Source organism: Sphingobium terrigena (assembly GCF_003591655.1).
GTDB classification, from domain to species: Bacteria; Pseudomonadota; Alphaproteobacteria; order Sphingomonadales; family Sphingomonadaceae; genus Sphingobium; species Sphingobium terrigena.
The window spans coordinates 1-21,395 of sequence record NZ_QVRA01000017.1; the positions used below are offsets into that span (position 1 = coordinate 1).

Annotated in this window: 17 protein-coding genes; 13 read left to right on the forward strand and 4 right to left on the reverse strand. The window is 63.3% G+C overall.

All coding sequences use genetic code 11. The features are described 5' to 3' along the window. Positions 1-358 precede the first annotated feature (358 nt). Complete coding sequence (locus D0Z70_RS16605) at positions 359-742, forward strand: c-type cytochrome (protein ID WP_119748384.1); 384 nt, start codon at positions 359-361, stop codon at positions 740-742. A gap of 159 nt (positions 743-901) precedes the next feature. Here the strand turns inward: D0Z70_RS16605 and D0Z70_RS16610 are convergent, their stop codons facing one another. Beyond that, positions 902-2,269, reverse strand: coding sequence for an ATP-binding protein (locus tag D0Z70_RS16610; RefSeq protein WP_119748386.1), 1,368 nt, complete (start codon positions 2,267-2,269; stop codon positions 902-904). Continuing rightward, the gene (locus D0Z70_RS16615; RefSeq protein WP_119748388.1) at positions 2,266-3,000 is read right to left on the reverse strand and encodes a response regulator transcription factor; all 735 of its coding nucleotides are present in this window, start codon (positions 2,998-3,000) and stop codon (positions 2,266-2,268) included. The genes D0Z70_RS16610 and D0Z70_RS16615 overlap by 4 nt, the downstream gene beginning before the upstream one ends. A gap of 342 nt (positions 3,001-3,342) precedes the next feature. Between D0Z70_RS16615 and D0Z70_RS16620 the strand changes: the two genes are divergently transcribed. The 3 genes from D0Z70_RS16620 to D0Z70_RS16630 are packed head-to-tail and all read left to right on the forward strand — an operon-like array spanning position 3,343 to position 8,994. Beyond that, positions 3,343-4,470 carry an efflux RND transporter periplasmic adaptor subunit gene (locus D0Z70_RS16620; RefSeq protein WP_182914002.1) on the forward strand — a complete coding sequence of 376 codons (1,128 nt, stop codon included), beginning with the start codon at positions 3,343-3,345 and terminating at the stop codon, positions 4,468-4,470. 10 nt (positions 4,471-4,480) lie between these two features. Next, positions 4,481-7,642, forward strand: coding sequence for an efflux RND transporter permease subunit (locus D0Z70_RS16625; protein WP_119748390.1), 3,162 nt, complete (start codon positions 4,481-4,483; stop codon positions 7,640-7,642). Further along, entirely contained in the window at positions 7,639-8,994 is a 1,356-nt protein-coding gene (locus tag D0Z70_RS16630; RefSeq protein WP_119748392.1) for an efflux transporter outer membrane subunit, read from the forward strand. The genes D0Z70_RS16625 and D0Z70_RS16630 overlap by 4 nt, the downstream gene beginning before the upstream one ends. A 25-nt stretch (positions 8,995-9,019) precedes the next feature. Here the strand turns inward: D0Z70_RS16630 and D0Z70_RS16635 are convergent, their stop codons facing one another. Then, entirely contained in the window at positions 9,020-9,988 is a 969-nt protein-coding gene (locus D0Z70_RS16635) for a sugar phosphate isomerase/epimerase family protein (protein ID WP_182914003.1), read from the reverse strand. A 313-nt stretch (positions 9,989-10,301) separates the two neighbouring features. Between D0Z70_RS16635 and D0Z70_RS16640 the strand changes: the two genes are divergently transcribed. The 8 genes from D0Z70_RS16640 (at position 10,302) to D0Z70_RS16675 (ending at position 18,922) form a co-directional block, all read left to right on the forward strand. Continuing rightward, the gene (locus D0Z70_RS16640) at positions 10,302-11,453 is read left to right on the forward strand and encodes a Gfo/Idh/MocA family protein (protein ID WP_220475659.1); all 1,152 of its coding nucleotides are present in this window, start codon (positions 10,302-10,304) and stop codon (positions 11,451-11,453) included. Between the two features lie 13 nt (positions 11,454-11,466). Next, entirely contained in the window at positions 11,467-12,519 is a 1,053-nt protein-coding gene (locus tag D0Z70_RS16645; protein WP_119748398.1) for a sugar phosphate isomerase/epimerase family protein, read from the forward strand. A gap of 30 nt (positions 12,520-12,549) precedes the next feature. Next, a complete protein-coding gene (locus D0Z70_RS16650; RefSeq protein ID WP_119748400.1) occupies positions 12,550-13,839 on the forward strand; it encodes an MFS transporter in 1,290 nt (429 codons plus the stop codon). Positions 13,840-13,844: 5 nt separating this feature from the next. Beyond that, on the forward strand, positions 13,845-14,705 hold the full coding sequence (locus D0Z70_RS16655; RefSeq protein ID WP_119748402.1) for a sugar phosphate isomerase/epimerase family protein: 861 nt from the start codon (positions 13,845-13,847) through the stop codon (positions 14,703-14,705). A 55-nt stretch (positions 14,706-14,760) separates the two neighbouring features. Next, a complete protein-coding gene (locus tag D0Z70_RS16660) occupies positions 14,761-15,384 on the forward strand; it encodes a gluconate 2-dehydrogenase subunit 3 family protein (protein WP_147418782.1) in 624 nt (207 codons plus the stop codon). A 15-nt stretch (positions 15,385-15,399) separates the two neighbouring features. Beyond that, complete coding sequence (locus D0Z70_RS16665; RefSeq protein WP_119748406.1) at positions 15,400-17,085, forward strand: GMC oxidoreductase; 1,686 nt, start codon at positions 15,400-15,402, stop codon at positions 17,083-17,085. Between the two features lie 136 nt (positions 17,086-17,221). Continuing rightward, positions 17,222-18,238 (forward strand): ThuA domain-containing protein, encoded by a 1,017-nt coding sequence (locus D0Z70_RS16670; RefSeq protein WP_239018978.1) that lies wholly within the window; start codon positions 17,222-17,224, stop codon positions 18,236-18,238. Positions 18,239-18,268: 30 nt separating this feature from the next. Further along, a complete protein-coding gene (locus D0Z70_RS16675; RefSeq protein ID WP_119748408.1) occupies positions 18,269-18,922 on the forward strand; it encodes a TetR/AcrR family transcriptional regulator in 654 nt (217 codons plus the stop codon). A 66-nt stretch (positions 18,923-18,988) separates the two neighbouring features. On the opposite strand, the gene D0Z70_RS16680 is transcribed toward D0Z70_RS16675, so the two are convergent. Next, a complete protein-coding gene (locus tag D0Z70_RS16680; RefSeq protein ID WP_119748410.1) occupies positions 18,989-20,164 on the reverse strand; it encodes an FAS1-like dehydratase domain-containing protein in 1,176 nt (391 codons plus the stop codon). Positions 20,165-20,576: 412 nt separating this feature from the next. On the opposite strand from D0Z70_RS16680, the gene D0Z70_RS16685 reads away from it, so the two are divergent. Beyond that, positions 20,577-21,230: a TetR/AcrR family transcriptional regulator gene (locus D0Z70_RS16685; protein WP_119748412.1), complete on the forward strand. Its 654-nt coding sequence runs from the start codon at positions 20,577-20,579 to the stop codon at positions 21,228-21,230. Positions 21,231-21,395 lie beyond the last annotated feature (165 nt).

The window sequence follows — 21,395 nt, forward strand, 5'->3', positions numbered from 1 at the left end:
TTCTGGGAGAGCAAATCAAGCTCCTCAAGGCCCGATAGATTTTGCCATCCAGGGTGGGGCTCGCCCCACCCTGGATGAAATGCTACGCATCCCATGGATGTCGCGCTTCAAATCGAAACCGCCGATTTTCAGCAGGAGGACCATGCGGGCGACCGTATGGCCCTCCTTATCGGCTGACCTATCGACGCTCGATTGCAAAGGCCGGTTGCCCTCTCATGACTCCGTGATACATCGATGCCGCTGGCAGTCGGCTTTGTTGCGGTGCGAAGATGCTTCAATCTCCGTTCACATTCGGAATGCCAGAGAGAATTGCACACTGGTAGAGAATCAGCGGCAAAGTGAAGGGATGAATTGAAGCATGACAATCGCGCGGAGCTTGACGGGACTGACAATCGCTGTAACCGCCATGGTCGCTACGCCCGTGCTGGCCCAGGCTGGCGATGCCGCCAAGGGCAAGATTGTCTTTGCGCGCTGCGCGCTGTGCCATGATGTCAAGCCCGGACCCAAGAAAATGGGGCCGAATCTGGCGGGCCTGTTCGGCCGCACATCGGGTACGGTGGCGGGTTTCGCTTACTCGCCCGCGATGCAGAAGGCGAAGATCCGCTGGGACGCCAAGACGCTTGATGCGTTTTTGACGAAGCCAAGCGGCGTTGTTCCGGGTAACCGCATGGCCTTTGCCGGTGTGCCGCAGGCGGCGGATCGTGCCAATTTGATTGCCTATCTCAAGGCCGAAGCGAAATAGGCTAGCTGCTTAAACCTGCGTGCCGACAATGCGTTTCCCCCCGGCCCCGTTCGTTTCGAGCGAAGTCGAGAAACGGTGGCGCGGGGTTTCTCGACTTCGCTCGAAACGAACGGATGAAGGGAGAGCCATCGCCCGCGAGGGGGATCGGGTGCTGTACAGCTAGCCCTTCATGTCGATGGTGGCGATCAGGCCGCCGTCATCGGCATTGCGCAACCGCACCGACGCCTCGAAACTCATCGCCAGCGAGCGGGCGATGGTAAGGCCGATGCCGGTGCCGGTGCGTCCGCCCGGCTGACCGGTCGCGCCGCGCGTGAAGGGTTCAAACATCTGGTCGAGCCGGTCCGCGGGGATGCCCGGTCCACGGTCGCGGATATGGATCAGCACCCGCCCCCCTGCCCGCGCGCAGCTGATGTCCGCGCTGCCGCCATAGCGCACGGCGTTATCGACCAGATTGGCGATGCAGCGGGTCAGCGCATTGGGTTTGACCCGGACGGTGCCACCGCAACCAGTCAGGAAGCGGACCGGCGCACCCAGTTCCTCGGCATCCTCGGCCATGCTGGCGAGCAACGAGTCGATGTCGAGGACCGACCATTCTTCCCGCGCTTCAGTGCTGCTGGCCAGGTCCAGCCCCTCGCGCACCAGTCGTTGCATCGCTTCATGATCGGCCAGCAGGCGCGCGCGTAGCTCCTCATTCTCGACCAGTTCCAGCCGCAGCCGCAACCGGGTGAGCGGTGTCTGTATGTCATGGCTGATCGCGGCGAGAAGCTGGGTCCGTTCGGCAAAACCCGCGCGGGCGCGCCGCTGCATCAGGTTGAAGGTGGAGAGCGCGGCGCGCACTTCCTCTGGCCCGCGTTCGGGAATTTCCTCCGGGTCGAGCGAGACCGAAAAGGCCTCTGCCGCCTGCTCGAGCCGCCGCAATGGCTTTGACACGAAGCGGGCGACGAATATCGCAAGCCCGGCCGACGCGGCGACGATGACCAGCAAATAGAGCGGATTGAAGATGGTGCTGGGCGGTTTGGCCAGGCGCGGGAAGCTGAGCGCCATTTCGCGGCGTTGACCGGCATGATCGGTGAAGCGGACGATCCAGCAGTCGGGACGCGGCGCATCGACCAGGCCTGCCGCCCGTTCCCATCGACCGGTATAGGTGGCAAAGCACAGCCCGGTCGGCACCTGCCCGGCTTCGGGTTGCGAACGCGGACCAAAGCGTTCGACAAGCGACTGTTGCAGGGCCGTATCCGGCTCCGTCAGCGAGATGCCGGGCGGCACCGGCGCTGCGCCCATGATGCTGTGATCGGCCATCATCGATTCGATCCGGGCGGGATCGCGCCGCAGACGGTCGGCTATATCGACCGCGCTGGCAACCACGCGCTGCCGCCGCACCCGCTCAAAATCATGGCGACGGGTCTGTTCGGCGACCAATAGCGCGATGATGGCGGCGATCGTCATGCCCAGCGTCAGGATGACGAAAATCTGCCCCGCCATCGAGCGGAAGAAAGTGCGGACCCGGCCGCCCAGCCGCCTGATCATGAATAGTCCACCGCGCTGGCCAGCACATAGCCTTCGCCGCGCACCGTCAGGATCAGTTCGCTGCCGCCCGCCACGTCGGCCAGCTTCTGGCGCAAACGGCTGATCTGGAGGTCGATCGAACGGTCGAACGCGGCAGTGGCGCGCCGTTCGGGCAGCAAGGCTTCGCGCCCCAGCACAATATTGGGTTGCTCGATAAAGTGGCACAGCAGCCGATATTCGGCTGACGACAGCATCACCAGCCGATCGTCAGGTGCGATCAGCCGTCGCTGCACCAGGTCGAGCCGCCATGGGCCGAAATGGGCGTAGCGCATCGTGCTTGCCCTGCCCTGCGTTCCGGTGTCGCCCCGGCCCCGGCGCAGCAGGTTGCGGATGCGCACCAGCAATTCGCGCGGCTCGAAAGGCTTGGTCAGATAATCGTCGGCACCCAGTTCCAGCCCCAGCACCCGGTCGATCGCGCTGCCCCGCGCAGTCACCATGATGATCTGCACGTCCGATCCCTCCCCGCGCAGTTCGCGGCACAGCGACAGGCCGTCGCCATCGGGCAGGTTGAGATCGAGGACGATCAGGTCGACCGGATGATCACGCAGCATTTGGCGCAATTCGCCAAGGTTCGCCGCCGCCAGCAGCCGGTAATTTTCCTGGGCCAGTTGGCCGACGATCAATTCCCGAATGTCCGCGTCGTCATCGACGACCAGCACGGTAGCAGCACGGGCAGGAGCAGTGTCAGGCATCCCCCTTTCCTAGCGCGTTGCGGGGCGAAAGTCTGCCCGGCGGCCAGCGATGATACAGGCTGATACAAAGCGATACGCTATGCCGCACAGTGCCACAGATCGAAGCCAAATTCCGCTATGCTGCCGCTGCCAAAATAGCCAAGAGGCTGAGGTCGGCTGGCCCCCTCGCCGACACCATGCGGAGTCCTTGCGATGCCTGTCGGTCCACCGGGACGGACAATCGTTGCGATCGATCCGGCCGTCAGCGTGCGTCCTCCTCCCCCTCGTGCGCCCCGGCAGGTCGAACCCCGCGCGAAAGCGCATCGCAAGGCTCCGCCTGGTCAACAAGGAACCTGCCCGACGATGTTAGCACCTTTTTCTGCCCGCTCCCTGCCACTGCTGGCGCTTTGCCTGGCCGTCGCGGCCTGTGGCGACAAGCCGCCGCCGCAAAAGGGACCGGTCGAAGTGGGCGTGGTGACGCTGACGGCGCGCAATGTCACGGTGGCGAGCGAATTGCCGGGCCGCACCGTATCCACCATGATGTCGGAGGTCCGACCGCAAGTGGCGGGCGTCATCCAGAAGCGGCTGTTCACCGAAGGATCGCTGGTGAGCGCGGGCCAGCCGCTCTACGAGATCGACCAGCGGCTGTATCGGGCGTCGCGCGACGAGGCGATGGCGGCGCTGGCAAGCGCGCAGGCGACCGCCGCGGCGGCGCAGGCGAAAGCGCGGCGCTACGCTACCTTGTCCGACAATGAAGCGGTCAGCGCGCAGGATCGCGATGATGTGACCGCGACCGCGCGGCAGGCCGCCGCCGCTGTCCAGCAGGCGCGCGCCAGTCTGGCGACCAGCAACGTCAATCTGCAATTCACGCTGGTTCGTGCGCCGATCAGCGGCCGGATAGGGCGCACCCTGTTCACGCAGGGCGCGCTGGTGACCGCCAGCCAAGCCGATCCGCTGACGACGATCCAGCAGCTTGACCCCATCTATGTCGATATCACCCAGTCGAGCGCGCAGCTGTTGCAGTTGCGCCGGTCGCTGGCGGCGGGCAAGACGCTGCCGGCCAGCGCGACGATCCGGCTGAAACTGGACGATGGCAGCGATTATCCGCAGGAAGGCCGAATTGAATTTGCCGAGCCGATCGTGGACGTCAACAGCGGCACCGTAACGCTGCGCGCCCGCTTCCCCAATCCCGACGGGCTGTTGCTGCCCGGCATGTTCGTGCGCGTCGTCGCGCCGCAATCGGTCGTGCCCGGCGCAATCCTGGCCCCGCAACAGGGCATCAGCCGCGATCCCAAGGGCAATGCGACCGCGCTGGTGGTGACGAAGGATGATAAGGTCGAGCGGCGGATCGTCACAGCCGATCAGGCGATTGGCGACGCATGGCTGATCACCGACGGGCTGAAGGCGGGCGACCGGCTGATCGTCGAGGGCACTGACAAGGTGAAACCCGACGACAAGGTCAAGCCCGTCACCATCGCGACGAAGAAGTAGGGACCGGATCTTGCTCAGTCGCTTTTTTATCGAACGGCCGATTTTCGCCTGGGTCATCGCCATTGGCGTGATGATCGCGGGCATGGGATCGATGCTGTCGCTGCCGATCGCCCAATATCCCGACATCGCGCCGCCTTCGGTGGGTATCAACGCGACCTATCCGGGCGCGTCGGCGGATACGGTGGAAACCAGCGTCACGCAGGTCATCGAGCAGCAGCTGACCGGCGTCGATGGCCTCATGTATTTCTCGTCTTCCTCCTCGGCGACCGGGCGATCATCGATCACCGTGACGTTCGAGAAGGGGACCGATCCCGACACCGCGCAGGTGCAGGTGCAGAATAAGGTGCAGCAGGCGCTGAGCCGTCTGCCCAATGCAGTGCAGCAGCAGGGGCTGACCGTCACCAAGTCGCAAACCGACTTTTTGATGCTGGTCGGCATTTATGACGAGACCAACCGGGCGTCGCAGTCCGACATTTCCGACTATCTGGTCAATAATTTCCAGGATTCGATCGCGCGGATCAGCGGCATCGGATCATCGCAGATTTTCGGATCGCAATATGCGATGCGGATCTGGCTGGACCCCTATAAGCTCGCCGCCGTCAAGCTGATGCCGTCCGACGTGCAGAGCGCGATCAGCGCGCAGAATGTCGAAGTGTCTGCGGGACAGATCGGCGCCGATCCTGCGCCTGCCGGGCAGCAGCTCAACGCCACGGTGACCGCGCGCGCGCGGCTCCAGACGCCGGAGCAATTCCGCAATATCATCGTCAAGACGCAGAGCGACGGGTCGATCGTCCATCTGTCCGATGTGGCGCGGGTGGAGCTGGGCAATGAAAGCTATACCACCGCCGCGCGGCTGAACGGCCATCCGGCGTCGGGCATGGCGTTGCAGCTGGCACCGGGGGCCGATGCGCTCAAGACCGCCGAAATGGTCAAGGTGCGGGTGGCGGAGCTTTCGACCAACCTGCCCGATGGCTACAAGATCGTGTTCCCGCGCGACACCACGCCCTTCATCAAATTGTCGGTCGAGGAGGTCATCAAGACGCTGATCGAGGCGGTGCTGCTGGTCGTCGTCGTGATGTTCCTGTTCCTGCAAAGCTGGCGGGCGACGCTGATCCCGGCGATCGCGGTGCCGGTGGTGCTGCTCGGTACCTTCGGCATATTGGCGCTCTTTGGCTATTCGATCAACACGCTGACTTTGTTCGGGATGGTGCTGTCGATCGGCCTGCTGGTGGACGATGCCATCGTTGTGGTCGAAAATGTCGAGCGCATCATGGCGGAGGAAGGGCTTTCGGCGCGCGAGGCGACGATCAAGTCGATGGAGGAGATTGGCAGCGCGCTGGTCGGTATCGCGCTCGTCCTGTCCGCGGTGCTGCTGCCCATGGCCTTTTTTGGCGGATCGACCGGGGTGATCTACCGGCAATTTTCGATCACCATCGTGTCGTCGATGCTGTTGTCTGTGCTGGTGGCGCTGATCCTGTCGCCTGCCTTGTGTGCGACGATCCTGAAACCGATTGCGGAGGAACGGCGGACCCAGGGCTGGTCGGGCAAGTTCAACCGCTGGTTTGAACGGCTGACCAACGGCTATGTCTGCCGCACCACGCAGATGCTGGGCAAGCGGACCTTATTCTGGGGTGGCTATGGCGTGATCATCGCCATCCTGATCCTGTTGTTCGTGCGGCTGCCGTCCAGCTTCCTGCCGGTCGAGGATCAGGGGCAGGTGATGGTGCAGCTGACCCTGCCCGCCGGTGCGAAGTCCAGCCGGACCGCCCATGCGGTCGAACAGATGCAAAATTATTTCCTGAGTGACGAGAAGGACAATATCTCCTTCGCGTTCGTGATGGTGGGGTTCAGTTTTGCCGGGCAAGGCGAAAATACCGCGCAGGGCTTCATCAATCTGGCACCATGGGGCGATCGACCGGGGGCGGTGAACAGCGCCAATGCGATTGTCGGGCGCGCCAACAAGCAGCTGGCCGCCATCCGTGATGCGCGGGTGCTTGCGATGACGCCGCCTGCCATTCGTGGCCTCGGCCAGTCCAACGGCTTTACCTTCGAACTGCTCAACACCGGGGGGCTGTCGCGGGCGCGCTTCCTGGAGCTGCGCAACCAGCTGCTCGCCGCCGCGCAGAAAGACCCGGTGCTGGCCGGGGTGCGCGCCGCCACGCTGGAGGATACGCCGCAGCTCAAGGTCGATGTCGATTCCGAAAAGCTGGCCGTGCTGGGGCTGACCCAGGGCGATGTCGACAATGTGCTGACGTCCGCCTGGGGCAGCCGCTACGTCAATGATTTCGTGGATCGCGGGCGGGTGAAGCGTGTCTATATGCAGGCCGACGCGCCATATCGCGCGCTGCCGAGCGATCTCGACAAATGGATGGTGCGGTCGAGCGCGACGGGAGAGATGGTTCCCTTCTCCGCCTTTGCCACGACGCACTGGACGATGGGACCGACGACGGTTGCGCGCTTCAATGGCCAGTCGGCCTATGAGATTCAGGGACAGGCTGGCCCCGGCGCGAGTTCGGGCGAGGCGATGGACCGGATCGTGGCACTGCAAAAGCAGCTGCCGGCCGGCACCAGCTATGCCTGGAGCGGCCTGTCCTATCAGGAGCAATTGTCGGGCGGGCAAGCGCCGTTGCTTTATGCGCTGTCGGTGCTGATCGTGTTCCTGTGCCTGGCTGCGCTCTATGAAAGCTGGTCGATCCCGTTCGCGGTGCTGCTGGTGATCCCATTGGGCCTGGTCGGCGCGGTGGTCGCGGTGTGGGCGCGCGGGCTGGAGAATAATATCTATTTTCAGGTCGGGTTGCTCACGACCATGGGGCTGGCCGCCAAGAACGCGATCCTGATCGTGGAATTTGCCGAGCTGGCGCACCGGCAGGGCAAGGATGCGCTGTCGTCGGCGCTGGAGGCCGCGCGGCTGCGGTTCCGGCCGATCCTGATGACCAGCCTGGCCTTTATCGCGGGCGTCATGCCGCTGGCCATCGCCACAGGTGCGGGCGCGCAGAGCCGCATCGCGATCGGCACGGCGGTGGTGGGCGGCATGGTCACGGCGACGGTGCTGGCGATCTTCTACGTGCCGCTCTTCTTCGTCACCATCGCCCGGCTGTTCGGCAATGACCGGCCCGTGCGGCCAGACCCTGGGCCGGAACCGACACCGCCCGGCGCAGGCGTGCCCGCATGAGCCGCGCCGTCCTTCCGCTGATCCCGGCGCTGATGCTGGCGGGTTGCAATATGGCCCCGGCCTATGTCCGCCCTGCCCCGCCAGTGCCTGCGGCGTTGCCGACGGGTGAGGCCTATGCGCCGACACAGCCGGGCGTGCAGGCTGGGCTGGCCTGGGGGCAGTTGGTGAGCGATCCGGCACTGCGCACGGTGATCGAGCGGGCGCTGGCCAATAATCGCGATTTGCGCGCGGCGCTGGCCAACATCCTGTCGGCGCGCGCCCAATATCGGGTGCAGCGCGCGGCGCAATTGCCGACGCTGAGCGGGGACGCGGGCGCGAATGTGACGCGGCAGAATGACAGCTATAGCGCGGATATCGGCATCAGCGCGTTCGAGATCGACCTGTTTGGCCGGGTCCGCAACCTCAGTGAGGCAGCGCTGGAAAATTATCTGGCGACGCAGGAGGGTGCGCGGGCGACGCGCATCACCCTGATCGCCGAAACCGCCACCGCCTATGCGACGCTGGCGGCGGATCAGGAATTACTCGCCGTGTCGCGGCAGACGCTGGCGAGTGCGCAGCGCAGCCTGACGCTGACCCAGTCGCTCAAGGGCGCGGGGCTGAGCGGCGGACTGGACGTCTATCAGGCGCAAACCATAGTGGAACAGGCCGCGTCCGACGTCGCCGCCAATGTCACGCAGGTGGCGCAGGACCGCAATGCGCTGAACCTGCTGGTCGGCGCGCCAGTCGAGGATGCGCTGCTCCCCGCTTCGCTCGACGGCCTGATCGCAGGCGTTGCCAGAGTGCCTGCCGGTCTGTCGTCCGACATGCTGCTCCAGCGTCCCGACGTGTTGCAGGCAGAGCATCAGCTCAAGGCCGCCAATGCCGATATTGGCGCAGCGCGCGCGGCGATGTTTCCCAGGATCAGCCTGACATCGGCCATCGGCGTCGCGAGTTCCGCCCTGTCATCGCTTTTCACCGGCGACGCCTTCACCTGGTCGGCCAGCCCGTCCGCCAGCCTGCCGATCTTCGGCGGCCCGGCGCGCGGCAATCTGGACTATAGCAAGGCGCAGCGCGATCTGGCGGTGGCGCAATATGAGAAGGCGATCCAGACGGCGTTTCGCGAGGTTGCCGATGCGCTGGCGCGGGACGGCACGATCGACGCGCAGCAAGCGGCGCAACGCCGCCTCGTCACCGCCAGCCAGCGCGCCTATGACCTGTCGGAACAGCGCTACCGTTCGGGGATCGACACGTTTCTGAATACGCTCGTCAACCAAAGATCGCTCTATTCTGCGCGCCGGTCGGCCATCGCGACCGACCTTGCCCTCGTCAGTAACAGGCTGCTGCTCTACCGGGTGATCGCCGCCGACCAGTAGAGTCGCATGGTGGTGCCGGCGCTGCTCACCCCTTCAAGGCACGCAGATACTCCGCTGACCGCCCGATCGCTTCCAGGCGCGGTATCGTGAAGGGCGGTTCCTGCTCGACATAGAAATGCCGCACTCCGGCCTTATAGGCAGCAGGCAGAATTTTGCCCCAGTCCAGCACGCCACTGCCCACTTCGGCAGGCTTCATCGACAGCGCGAAATTCTGGCTGTTGTCAGCCGCGACATCCTTGACGTGCATTTGCAGGACGCGGCCCTTGAGCTTTTGCAGGAAGGCGACCGGATCAAGCCCCGCCGTGGCGATCCAGCCTGCGTCAATTTCGAAATGGACCAGGCGTGGATCACATTCGGCCAGCAATATGTCCCAGCCGGTTGTGCCACCGGTGGGCGCAAATTCCAGATTATGGTTGTGGTAACCCAGCCGGATTCCAAACGGCTTGAGCGCTGCTCCGCGTTCGTTGAGCATCGCGGCGGTCCGCTTCCACAGGTCCGGCCCCGCCTCCGCCATGCCGCGGCTGATGGCCGACTGGAATGTTTCGCCAGGCTGCCGCTTGATATTGGGCGGGAAGATCATGATCGGCATCACCACCTTGTCCGCGCCCAGAGCCTTGACGGCTTGCGCGATGGTTTCGGCGGGACTGGTCAGCATCACGCCGGTGGCGGTGCCGAACGAGCTGGCCGAAAGGTGCAGGCTGCTGATCGCGACACCGGCGCGATCAGCAGCGGCGCGTATGTCGGCAGGCTTGCGGTCATAAAGTCCGGGCAATTCGATGTCCCGATAGCCCAGAGCAGCGACGCGCGCGAAGGTGGCGTCGATGTCCCGCCCCGCTTCATCGCCCAGCGTGTAGAGTTGCAGGCCCATCGGGCGCCCGGTCCGCTCGAAAAAGGGCTTCCGGCTGGCGGCGTGCACGCTACTCTCCATCATCGCTGCGGCGATGATGGCACCAAGGCCGGTGGTGAAAGACCGGCGATTCGATAGCATGTCCATGGGCAATCCTTTCCTGCACCCTACCCGGATCATGGAAACGGGCGGCTTAAATATAGCGCTACCATTATGCAGCTTGACCTTGGCTTCTACACGGGCATATTCGAACCAACAAGTTCGATAATGGTGCTTGGCAGTCAAGGCTGCGGCGAAAGCACCGGGAGAGGAAGATGCGCCGCCTATGTCCGAGTCAGACACGTCCCTTGCCCGCCAGTCATGCGATTGACGTGATGAGCAGCCCATGGGTGTTAGCGCAATCGTCGCTGGCGGCAGTCAGCATCGGCTGCCTTGCCGGTCGCATTGGTGGAGACCGGGCATGAAACCTGTCCGTTACGGCATGATCGGTGGCGGGCAAGGCGCGTTCATCGGCGGTGTCCATCGCATGGCAGCGGCGATCGCGGGCAATTGGCAACTGGTCGCCGGCGCTTTTTCATCCACCCCTGAAAAGTCGCGCGCATCCGGCGCGGAGATCGGGGTGGCGGCAGACCGCACCTATGGTTCATGGGTCGAGATGCTGGAGCGCGAGAAGGCGCTGCCCGACGATCAGCGGATCGAGGTGGTGGCCATCGTCACCCCCAACCATATGCACGCCCCGCCCGCCATTGCCGCGCTGGAGGCCGGTTTCGACGTCATCATCGACAAGCCGCTGGCGGACACGCTGGCCAATGCGCGCGCGATCGCCGACGCCGCCGCACGCACGGGGCGTAAAATCGCGGTCACCCACACCTATACCGGCTATCCGCTGGTCAAGCAGGCCCGCGCGATGGTGGCGAGCGGCGAATTGGGCGCAATCCGCCGCGTCATGGTCAAATATACCCAGGACTGGCTGTCGCGCCCCGACGACCTGATCGGCAACAAGCAAGCCGAATGGCGGGTCGATCCGGCGCGATCGGGGGAAGCCGGGGCGTTTGGCGATATCGGCACCCATGCCGCCAATCTGGTCGAGTTCATCACCGGCGAACGCATCACCGCGATCTGCGCTGAACTGGCCATGCTGCCCGGCCGCCGGATCGATGATGACGGCGCGGCGCTGTTTCGCCTGTCGGGCGGTGGCAGGGGGACGCTGACCGCCAGCCAGATTTGCGTGGGCGACGCCAATGACCTGGCCATTTCGGTCTATGGTGAAAAAGCGGGCCTGCACTGGCGGCAGGAACAGCCCAACAGCCTGACCGTCGGGCGGCGGGACCAGCCGACGCAAACCTGGCACGCGGGCGCCAATCGCGCCTATCTGTCCCCTGCCCTCCAGGCGATCCAGCGCACGCCGGGCGGCCACCCGGAAGGCTATCTGGAAGCCTTCGCCAATATTTATGCGGCCTTCGGGCGATCCATTCGCGGCGTTGCGAGCGAAGATGGCGAACCCGGCTTTGCCACAATGGACGATGCAATTGCCGGCATGACCTTCATCCGCGCCAGTCTTGATTCCAGCAGCAAGGGTGCTGTCTGGGTCGATCTTTCCACCATAATCTGAAGGACATAAGAGGATGAAGGGACCGGCTATCTTCCTCGCCCAGTTTGCGGGCGATACGGCACCGTTCAACTCGCTCGATGCGATTACCCGCTGGGTGGCGGACCTGGGCTATAAGGGTGTGCAGATCCCGACCTGGGACGCGCGCCTGTTCGATCTGAAACTGGCAGCCGAGAGCCAGGATTATGTCGACGAGATCAAGGGCATCTGCGCCGCGAACGGTGTCGAGATTTCCGAGCTGTCGACCCATTTGCAGGGGCAATTGGTCGCGACCCACCCGGCCTATGATACGCAGTTTGACGGCTTTGCGCCCGCCGCGCTGCATGGTGATCCGGTTGCGCGGCAGGCCTGGGCGGTCGAGCAGGTGAAGATCGCCGCCCGCGCCAGCCGCCGCTTCGGCCTTTCCAGCCACGCGACCTTCTCCGGCGCGCTGATGTGGCACATGATCTATCCCTGGCCGCAACGCCCCGCTGGGCTGGTCGAGGCCGGCTTTGCCGAACTGGGCCGCCGCTGGAAGCCGATACTGGACGTGTTCGAGGAGGAAGGTATTGACGCCTGCTTCGAACTGCATCCGGGCGAGGATCTGCATGACGGCGTGACGTTCGAGCGGTTTCTGGACGCGGTGGACGGCCATGCCCGCGCCAACATCCTGTATGATCCGTCACACTTCCTGTTGCAGCAGCTCGACTATCTGGCCTTCATCGACATTTATCATGAACGCATCAAGGCCTTCCATGTGAAGGATGCCGAGTTCCGCCCCAATGGCCGCGCGGGCGTTTATGGTTCCTATTCGGGCTGGGTCGATCGCCCCGGGCGCTTCCGTTCGCTGGGCGACGGGCAGATCGATTTTGGCGCGATCTTCTCGAAATTCGCCCAATATGGCTATGCCGGATGGGCGGTGCTGGAATGGGAGTGTGCGCTCAAACATCCCGAACAGGGGGCGGCAGAAGGCGCGCCCTTCATCGCCCGGCACATGATCCGCAAGGCGGAAAAGGCATTTGACGATTTTGCGGGCACAGGCGCGGATGAAGCGGCGATCCGCGCCGCACTGGGACTGAACGCCAACTAAATAATCAGAATATATAAGGGGTTGAGGGACATGGAAGGCGATACGCATAACCGCAGGGCCATATTCTGGATATGCGTGCTGGCGCTGTTCACGGCGGCTTTGTCCTTTTCGATCCGCACCGGCGCATCGGGCGCGATCAAGGCGGCGCTGCTGGATTCGGCGGTGCCGCTCCATTCGGGTGAGATGATCGCCGCGGCGCTGGGCAACAGCTTCCTTGGCTTCGCGCTCAGCCTGCTGGTCATCAGCCCATTGCTCGACATTTTCGGGGCAAAGCGGGTCATATTGTTTGCGTCGGCCTGCTTCATCGTCGGGCCGCTGCTGATTTTGCTGTCGCCGCGTATGGACGGCATCGACGCCATATATCGGCTGCTGACCATGGGCATGGTCGTGTGCGGCTTTGGCTGGGGCGCGACCGAAGCGTCGATCAACCCCGTCACGACCGCGCTTTATCCCGATGACAAGACCGGGCGGCTCAACATATTGCACGCCTGGTGGCCCGCGGGAATCGTGGTCGGCGGGCTGACCAGCATTCTGTTCTTCGAGCAGCTGCATCTGGGCTGGCAGGCGCTGGTCGCGCTGATCGCGGTGCCGGGCATCATCTTTGGGCTGTGGACGATGACCCAGACCTTCCCCAAGACCGAAAGCACCGCGCTGGGCGTGCCGTTCCGCGACATGCTGGCCGAACCGTTCAAGCGGCCGACCTTCTGGATTTTCCCCGCAATCATGTTCCTGACCGCGTCGGCGGAGCTGGCACCCGGTTCCTGGGTCGACATCGCGCTGACGCAGAGCGTGGGGATGCCGGGCATTTTGGTGCTGGTCTATGTGTCGGCGATCATGTTCGTGATGCGCCATTTTGCCGGTGCGCTGGAACATCGCTTTTCGGACATGGGCCTGCTGTGCGTCTGCACGATACCGGCGGCGGCGGGGCTGTATCTGCTCAGCCTTGCCTCAACCCCTTTTACCGCGATTGTCGCCGCGACGCTCTGGGCGTTTGGCGTCTGCTTCATGTGGCCGACCATGCTGGCGGCGTCTGCACGCCGTTTCCCGCGTGGTGGCCCGTGGAGCATCGGCATTGTCGGTTTTGCCGGGGCCATGGCGATCTATTTCGTTCTGCCCGAAATCGGTAAAATCTATGACAAGGCCAAGCTGGCCAAGGCTGGCGGACAGACCGCGTTCGAGGCGCTGCAGCCGGGACCGGAGTTGCAACAGGTTCTGGGCTTTGCCGCGCAACAATCCTTTCAGGTGATCGCGCTGGTGCCGATCGCGCTGTTCTTCATCTTCGGCGCGGTCTGGCTGGCCGAACGCAGGCGGAAAGGCTGAACCCCATGAAAGTCGGCATCAACATGCTGCTTTGGACCGGCCATGTGACGGACGCGCATATCCCGGTTCTCCAGGCGATCAAGGACACAGGCTTTGACGGCGTCGAAATACCGGTGTTCGACGTCAGCGACCCGGCGCATTATCGCTGGCTGGGCGGTGTGCTGGACGACATTGGGCTGGAACGCACGGTCGTCGCCATCATCCCCGATGCGGCGCACAGCCCAATCTCGCCCGATGCAGCGGACCGCGTTCGCGCCGTGGAGCATTTGACGCGGGTCATTGATTGTTCGGCGGCGCTTGGCGGCACGGTGCTGGCCGGGCCGTGGTTTCAGCCGCTCGGCGTGTTCAGCGGAGAACGGCCCAGCGACACTGAACTGGACCATTGCGCCGATGTCCATCGCCAGATCCTGCCGCTGGCGCGCGCTGCGGGGATCATCGGAGCGCTGGAGCCGCTCAACCGGTTCGAGGCGCATCTGCTCAACACATGCCAACAGGCGATCGCCTATGGCGAGCGGCTGGCAGAGCCGGGCTTTGGCATCCTCTACGACACGTTCCACGCCCATATCGAGGAGAAGGACCCGATCGTGGCGCTGCACGCCGTCCATGCGTCGGGGGCACTGACCCATGTCCACATTTCCGAAAATGACCGGGGTACGCCGGGACGTGGCCATGCCAGGATCCGCGAGACGATCGCGACGCTCAAGGCGCTAGGCTATGATGAATGGCTCACGATCGAGGCCTTTGGCCGGGGCGTGCCTGAACTGGCGGCGGCGACCCGCGTGTGGCGCGATTTCTTCGCCGATCCAAGCGATGTTTATGTCGAGGGCCATGCCCTGATCCGCGACTGCTGGGCGCAGCCGTCATGATGCGGCCATCACATCCCGCCCAAACCCCATCGAACGACGACAAGGAGTGAAGCTGATGAACGACCTGATGGCCCTTGATCGCCGTTCCCTGATCCAGCAGATGCTCGCGCTGGCAGGCGCTGGCGCCGCCGTTGGTTTCAGCCCGGCTGCGCTGGCGAAAGCGGCTGCGCGCGCCAAGCCCTATCTGTCGCCGACCCATTATGCGCTGGTGACTGCGGTGGCGGATACCATCATCCCGCGCACGGATACGCCCGGCGCTGTCGATGCCGGCGTGCCAGCGACATTCGACGCGCTGATTGCCAACTGGGCATCGCCCGACCGGCGTCACCAGCTAAGCCACGCGCTGGGCGAGATCGACGCGCTGGCGCGCGAGAAGAAGGGCATGGGCTTCGCGCAATTGTCCGCCACAGAGCGGCTGGCGTTGCTGACCCCCTATGATGCCGAAGCATTGCAGGTCGTGCCGAGTCCGGCCGGTGGCCGCGGCCTTTCCATGATGCGTGGCCCCACATTCGCCAACCCTGGCTATGGCAAGCTCAAGGAGCTGATCGTCATCCTCTATTATATCTCGGAAACCGCGCTGACGCATGAGCTGACCTATGACCATACGCCCGGCGAATGGCTGCCTTCCGTCCCCGTGACCCCCGATACGCGCCCGTCTGGCGGCGCCGGCCTGTTTTGAACGGAGTGTTCGACAATGTTTGATGCAATCGTAATCGGTTCGGGCATGAGCGGTGCCATCGCCGCCAAGGAATTATGCGAACGCGGGCTCAAGACGCTGGTGATCGAGCGCGGCCGCAAGATCGAGCATGGCGTGTCCTACACCGACTCGTTGCAACCCTGGGAGCTACCCAATGCAGGCATGGTGCCTGAAGAGGAGGTCGCGCGCGACTATCCGGTGCAGAGCCATTGCTATGCCATGACGTCGGCGAACAAGGCATTCTGGGTCAAGGATAGCGACCATCCCTATTCGACGCCGGCCGACAAACCGTTCGACTGGATTCGCGGCAATCATCTGGGCGGCCGCTCGCTGATGTGGGGACGGCAATCCTATCGCCTGTCGCCGATGGATTTCGAGGCCAACGCCAAGGACGGCCATGGGTCGGACTGGCCGATCCGTTATGACGACCTGGCCCCCTGGTACGATCATATCGAACGCTTCATCGGCGTCGCAGGATCGAAGGAAGGACTGGCGCAATTGCCCGACGGCGAATTTTTGCCGCCCTTTGCGCTCAACGATGCCGAGGTCCTGTTCAAGCAGGCGGTGGAAAGCAAATTTCCCGGTCGCAACGTCATCCCCGGTCGCGTCGCCAACCTGTCCAAAGCGCAGCCCCATCATGAGGAACTGGGCCGCGTCAGTTGCCAGGTGCGGTCGTTGTGCGAGCGCGGGTGCAGCTATGGTGCCTATCATTCCAGCCTCAGCTCATCGCTGCCCGCCGCGACACGCACCGGCAACCTGACGATCGTGACCGACGCCATCGTCCATTCGATCGTGCATGATCCCAAGACCGGCAAGGTCACCGGCGTGCGGGTGATCGATGCCAATACCAAACAGGGCCAGCTCTACGAGGCGAAGATCATCTTCAGCTGTGCCTCCACCATCGGCACGACCCAGATCCTGCTCGGATCGACATCGGAAGCCTTCCCCAACGGTCTGGCCAACAGGTCCGACATGGTGGGCCGCAATCTGATGGACCATCTTTATGGCCTGACCGTCGCAGGCGTGCTGCCCAAGGGACCGAATACATTTTACAAGGGGCGTCGCCCGACCGGCCTCTACATACCGCGCTTCCGCAATGTGTCCGAACCCGGATCCTTCCTGCGCGGCTACGGCTATCAGGGCGCTGCGTCGCGCATGGGCTGGCGATCGGCGGCGCTGGGGAAACCGGGGCTGGGCACCGATATCAAGGACCGTACCCGTAAGCTGGGACCATGGATGCTCTACATCTCCGGCTTTGGTGAAATGCTGCCCAACCCCGAAAATCGCGTTACCCTGCACCCCACCCGCACCGACAAATGGGGCATCCCGATCGTCCATATCGAATGCGCCTTTGGCAGCAATGAGCAGGCCATGACCAAGCAGATCATCGCCGACGGCAAGGCGATGGTCGAGGCCGCTGGCGGCATGGTGGTCAACACCAGCGCGACGCCCGGTACGCCGGGACTGGGCATTCACGAAATGGGTACTGCCTGCATGGGCAAGGATCCGGCGAAGTCGGTCCTTAACGGCTTCAATCAGGCGCACGACATTCCCAACCTGTTCATCACCGACGGGTCAGCCATGGCGTCGAGCGGATGCCAGAACCCCTCGCTCACCTATATGGCGCTGTCGGCGCGGGCCGCCCATCACGCCACGGAATTTCTGCGCGGAGGCAAGATCTGACATGCGCAATATCCCCTCTAAAGGATCAAAGATCATGGCAATAAAACAGGCTATTGTGGGCTGTATTGCAGTTCTGGTCTCAACAATCGCGACTCCTGCTATCGCAAAGCCCGTCACTGATTGCCCAATGCGCGACATGCCTTTTTCGGCGGCCACGCCGCTGATCGACATATTGCTCAGTCCCGCGGCGCGGGCCGTGCTGGACAAGGCTGTGCCTGGCCGGTTCGACAAGCTGCCGCCGCAATTTGCAGGCACGACGCCACCGACCTTTGCTGCCATTCTCTCGCTGCGCGAAGCCGCCGGTTTTCTGCAGATCAAGCCGGACACACTCGCGACGATAGAGGCCCAGCTCACCGCCTTGCCGGTGACCGCCGCTGACAAGGTTGCGCGCTGCGCACGCTACGACAATGACGTGCCCAAATTCACGCTGCCCGCTGGCCGCCCGCGCCTGCTGCTGTTCGAGAAAATCAACGGCTTTCGCGACGTGCCATCGGTTAATGCCGCGCGCGAAGCCTTGCTGGCCATGGCCAAGCACAAGGGCTGGTCGATGGTCGTCACCGACAAGGGCGGCGCGATCAATCCCGCCACGCTGCGCAAGTTCGACGCGGTCATCTGGAACAATATCAGTGGCGACGTACTGACGCTGTCACAGCGTCGCGCGCTCCAAAACTATCTGGCACGGGGCGGCGGCTTTGTAGGGATGCACGGCTCTGCTGGCGACCCGGTCTATTTCTGGGACTGGTATGCCGACACGCTGATCGGTGCGCGGTTCAAAGGGCATCCATCCAAGCCGCAATTTCAGGAAGCGCGTATCGCCGTGAACAAGGCGCATCCGCTGGCAACCGCCCTGCCCGCCGAATGGCGCATGACCGACGAATGGTATTCTTTCCGCACCAACCCGCGCACGGCGGGTGCCGATGTGCTGCTGACATTGGACGAAAGCACTTACCAGCCCGCCGGGATGATGAACCAGGATTTGCGCATGGGCGACCATCCACTGGCCTGGACCAACTGCGTGGGCAAAGGCCGGATGTTCTATTCCGCCATCGGTCACATGCCTGAAACCTATAGCCAACCCCAGCATGTCGCGCTGCTGGAAAGTGCGATCGGCTGGACCGTCGACCGTGGTGCGGCGTGCAAGGCCAAGGGTTGAGCCGATAGGGCGACCGGGGCATGAAATGGCATGATGCACCATAGCAAACCGCCAAACCGTCCCGGTCGCCCCACGGCTGCGCGCGCAGAAACGATCGATGCCACAATCCGTCGCGCGGCACGGCTGCACTTTCTGGACAAGGGCTTTGGCGCGACGCGGATGGATGACATCGCGATCGCAGCGGGCGTTTCCAAAGGCACTGTCTATACGCGCTATGCCAGCAAGGAAGCGCTATTCCGCGTTGTCGTTGAAGATGTGCTGGGTGCCATGTCGCGGCGCGCGGCACGGCAGAATCATCTGCTCAGCGACGATCTGGAACAACGCCTGCACCATCACGCGCGGGTTCTGATATCGGTCCATGGCTGGAAGGATTATCGGCTGGCGACGCGGATGATTGCGGACGCATCCCGCACTTTCCCGGAAGTCGCCATCGTCTGGGAAGAATTGGGCACCCGGCGCTATATCGACTTTATGGCGGCCGACATGGCCGTTGCCAGTCGCTTGCCGCCAGGCACTGGCCCTGACTGGACGATGCTGGCCAACCTGTTTCTGCACGGCATATCGGGCTGGCATAATCATCAAAGCGCAGTCGGCAAGGTCAGCGAACAGGAAACGGAGGCCTATTGCCGCAAGGTGATCAGCGCGATCGTGACGATCATCGACGCGCAACGGGCGACAGGATAGGCCGGGTTGGCCTGTCCGATACGGTCGGCGGGGCGGGCAAGCCTGTCGCCAGCCCCGCCGTTCCAATCACTTGCGTGGCAGCAGAACCTCCGCCTTGGCTGTTGCCAGCACGGTGCCGGACTGATTGGCCATCCGCACGTCCACCTGTACGACTTCGCGGCCTTCATCATCGACAAACTTGTCGACGATCGTGCCGGTCATGATCGTGATGTCGCCGGTGAAGGCGGGACCGCGATAGGAGGCTACCGAATGGGTCACCATGCCCCATTCGCCTGCCCAGCCCGACAGATAATCGACCACCCAAGCGCCCATCGACGCGCCATAGCCATAGGCGCGCGGCATCCCGATGAAGCGCGCCCAGCGGGGGAAGAGATGCCCGCGCGACGGACCGAAATAGGCGCCGTCGGTCAGTTCCGGGTTGATCCGCTCCATCACCGGATCATTTTCATGGCCCGCCATTTCATCGACAAAGCCCAGCGCGGCCAGATCCAGATCGGTCCGCCGGTGCGTGCCGCCCCAGATGGTGAACAGATAGGCGCGCCATTCGGTGGTGAAGCTGGCGATGCTGTGCGGGCCGAACACCCGTTCGGGCAGGACATCGCCCACTGCGACATCCTCCAGATAGCGTTTGCCATGGCCCAGATCGTGCAGCATCTGGACCCAGCGGAACTTGCGTTCCTGAATCTCGACCAGTTCCTGGTCGGTCCAGACCGGATCCTCGGTATTTTCGACAACCTCAGCCGATGTCTTTTCCCGGCCCGCTTCCGCCGAATAGCGGATCGCGGTCGATCGCTGCTTGGCGATCAGTTCGCCATTCTGGTTGTAATAATTATTGTCGCCGCGCTGGAAGCAGGTGGGACCAGCAAATTTCGTATCCTTGACGACATAGTCGAACGGCACCCGCTCATTATGGACCATATCCCCGCCCTGGATGCGCGGGCCATAGAACCACCATTCGTCACCGCCGAACAGCAGATGCGAATTGGGGATGCTGCCGACACAGGCGGGGCCGGCACCATGGCCATCGTCCATCGTCACGGCGAAGCTCTGCGGCGCGACCAGCTTGCCCCAGCGGCTTTCCTCCGCATAGTCGGCATCATAGTGGAGCAGATTGGGATAATGCATAGCCTGCGCCCAGCGGCGAATGTCATTATTGTGGATCGGCTCGCGCATCCGGGCGGGCTGCATCGGCTTGCCGAGATATTGGTCGATGTCCGAACAGTCGAAGATGGTCTCGCTCACAGGTCAGATGCCTCTCTTACGCAATCATGGCGGTCGCCAGCGCCCTCCGTCATCGAGGCGCATGGCATGGATGCGCATAACAGTCGGGCGCGGCGCATCTGCCAAGAGCGGGGTGCCGGGCGACACCCGCGCCTGGCGTTCAGCATGGCGATTTTTCGGCGGATTTTCGCGGATTTTCGGGCTTTATCGTCGTGCCGATCTTTGCATGTGCATGTGATCATGGTGGCAAAAGCCGCAATCTAGCGCCGAGCTTGCCCATAGGCATGACATTCTTGACTGACAGGACGAATCGCACAGACGCTGTGCGGTCATTTGGGCATTTCGGCCACCACGCCTCTTTGCCCCGAAATGGCGGCAAAGGGTGGCGGCCCGTTCAATTGGATGGTAGGAGCGGTGCAAGGCAGATAGTGACATGATATTCTCACCCTCCCGTCCCGGCATCTATGCACGCGGGACCGAAACGGTCGATCAGATCCTGAAAGCCGCGCTGGCGGTGTTGATCGACGAAGGGTCCGATGCCTTCACCCTGCGTCGCATCGCCGCGCGCTGCGACATGAAGGTCGGCAATGTCAGCTATCATTTCCCGCGCAAGGAAATGCTGATCCAGGTGATGCTGGACGAACTGGTCGATTCCTATGGCGCGATGATGGACCAGACGGTTCGCAAGCCCGGCCTGACTGCCGAAGAGCGGCTGAGGCGCGTCATCATCCTGTGCCTGGACGATATACAGACCAAGCGCACCACCCATTTGTTCACCGAATTATGGGCGCTGGCCAATCATAGCGATTTCGTCGCCGATCGGGTCCGCGCCTTTTACGAGCGGGTTCATGGTGCCATCGGCGAATATGTTGCCGAGCTAAATCCGGCGCTGACCGCCGACGAAGTGCATAGCGTAGCCCTGTTCATCAGCGCGTCGATGGAAGGATCGACCCCGTTTCTGGGCCATGGCAAGCCCTGGGCGCACAAGATGCCGGCTTTCACCGCGCTTGCCGCTACGTCATTTGTGCACCTTGCCAAAACGGTGACGTCGCGCGACCTTGCAGGATTGATAGCGCAGGCCGCCTGAGACCCGCCGATAGCCCGATTTTACGCTACATTGCTGCAACGCAAAATATATTTACGTCCCGCCCGCCAAAGCGCTTGACCAATATCGGACAGCTGTCCAATCTTTGCGCAGACGCTGATATGTGGGCCGTTGAGTCCATCTGTCCGTCCGCACGATCAAGGGGGA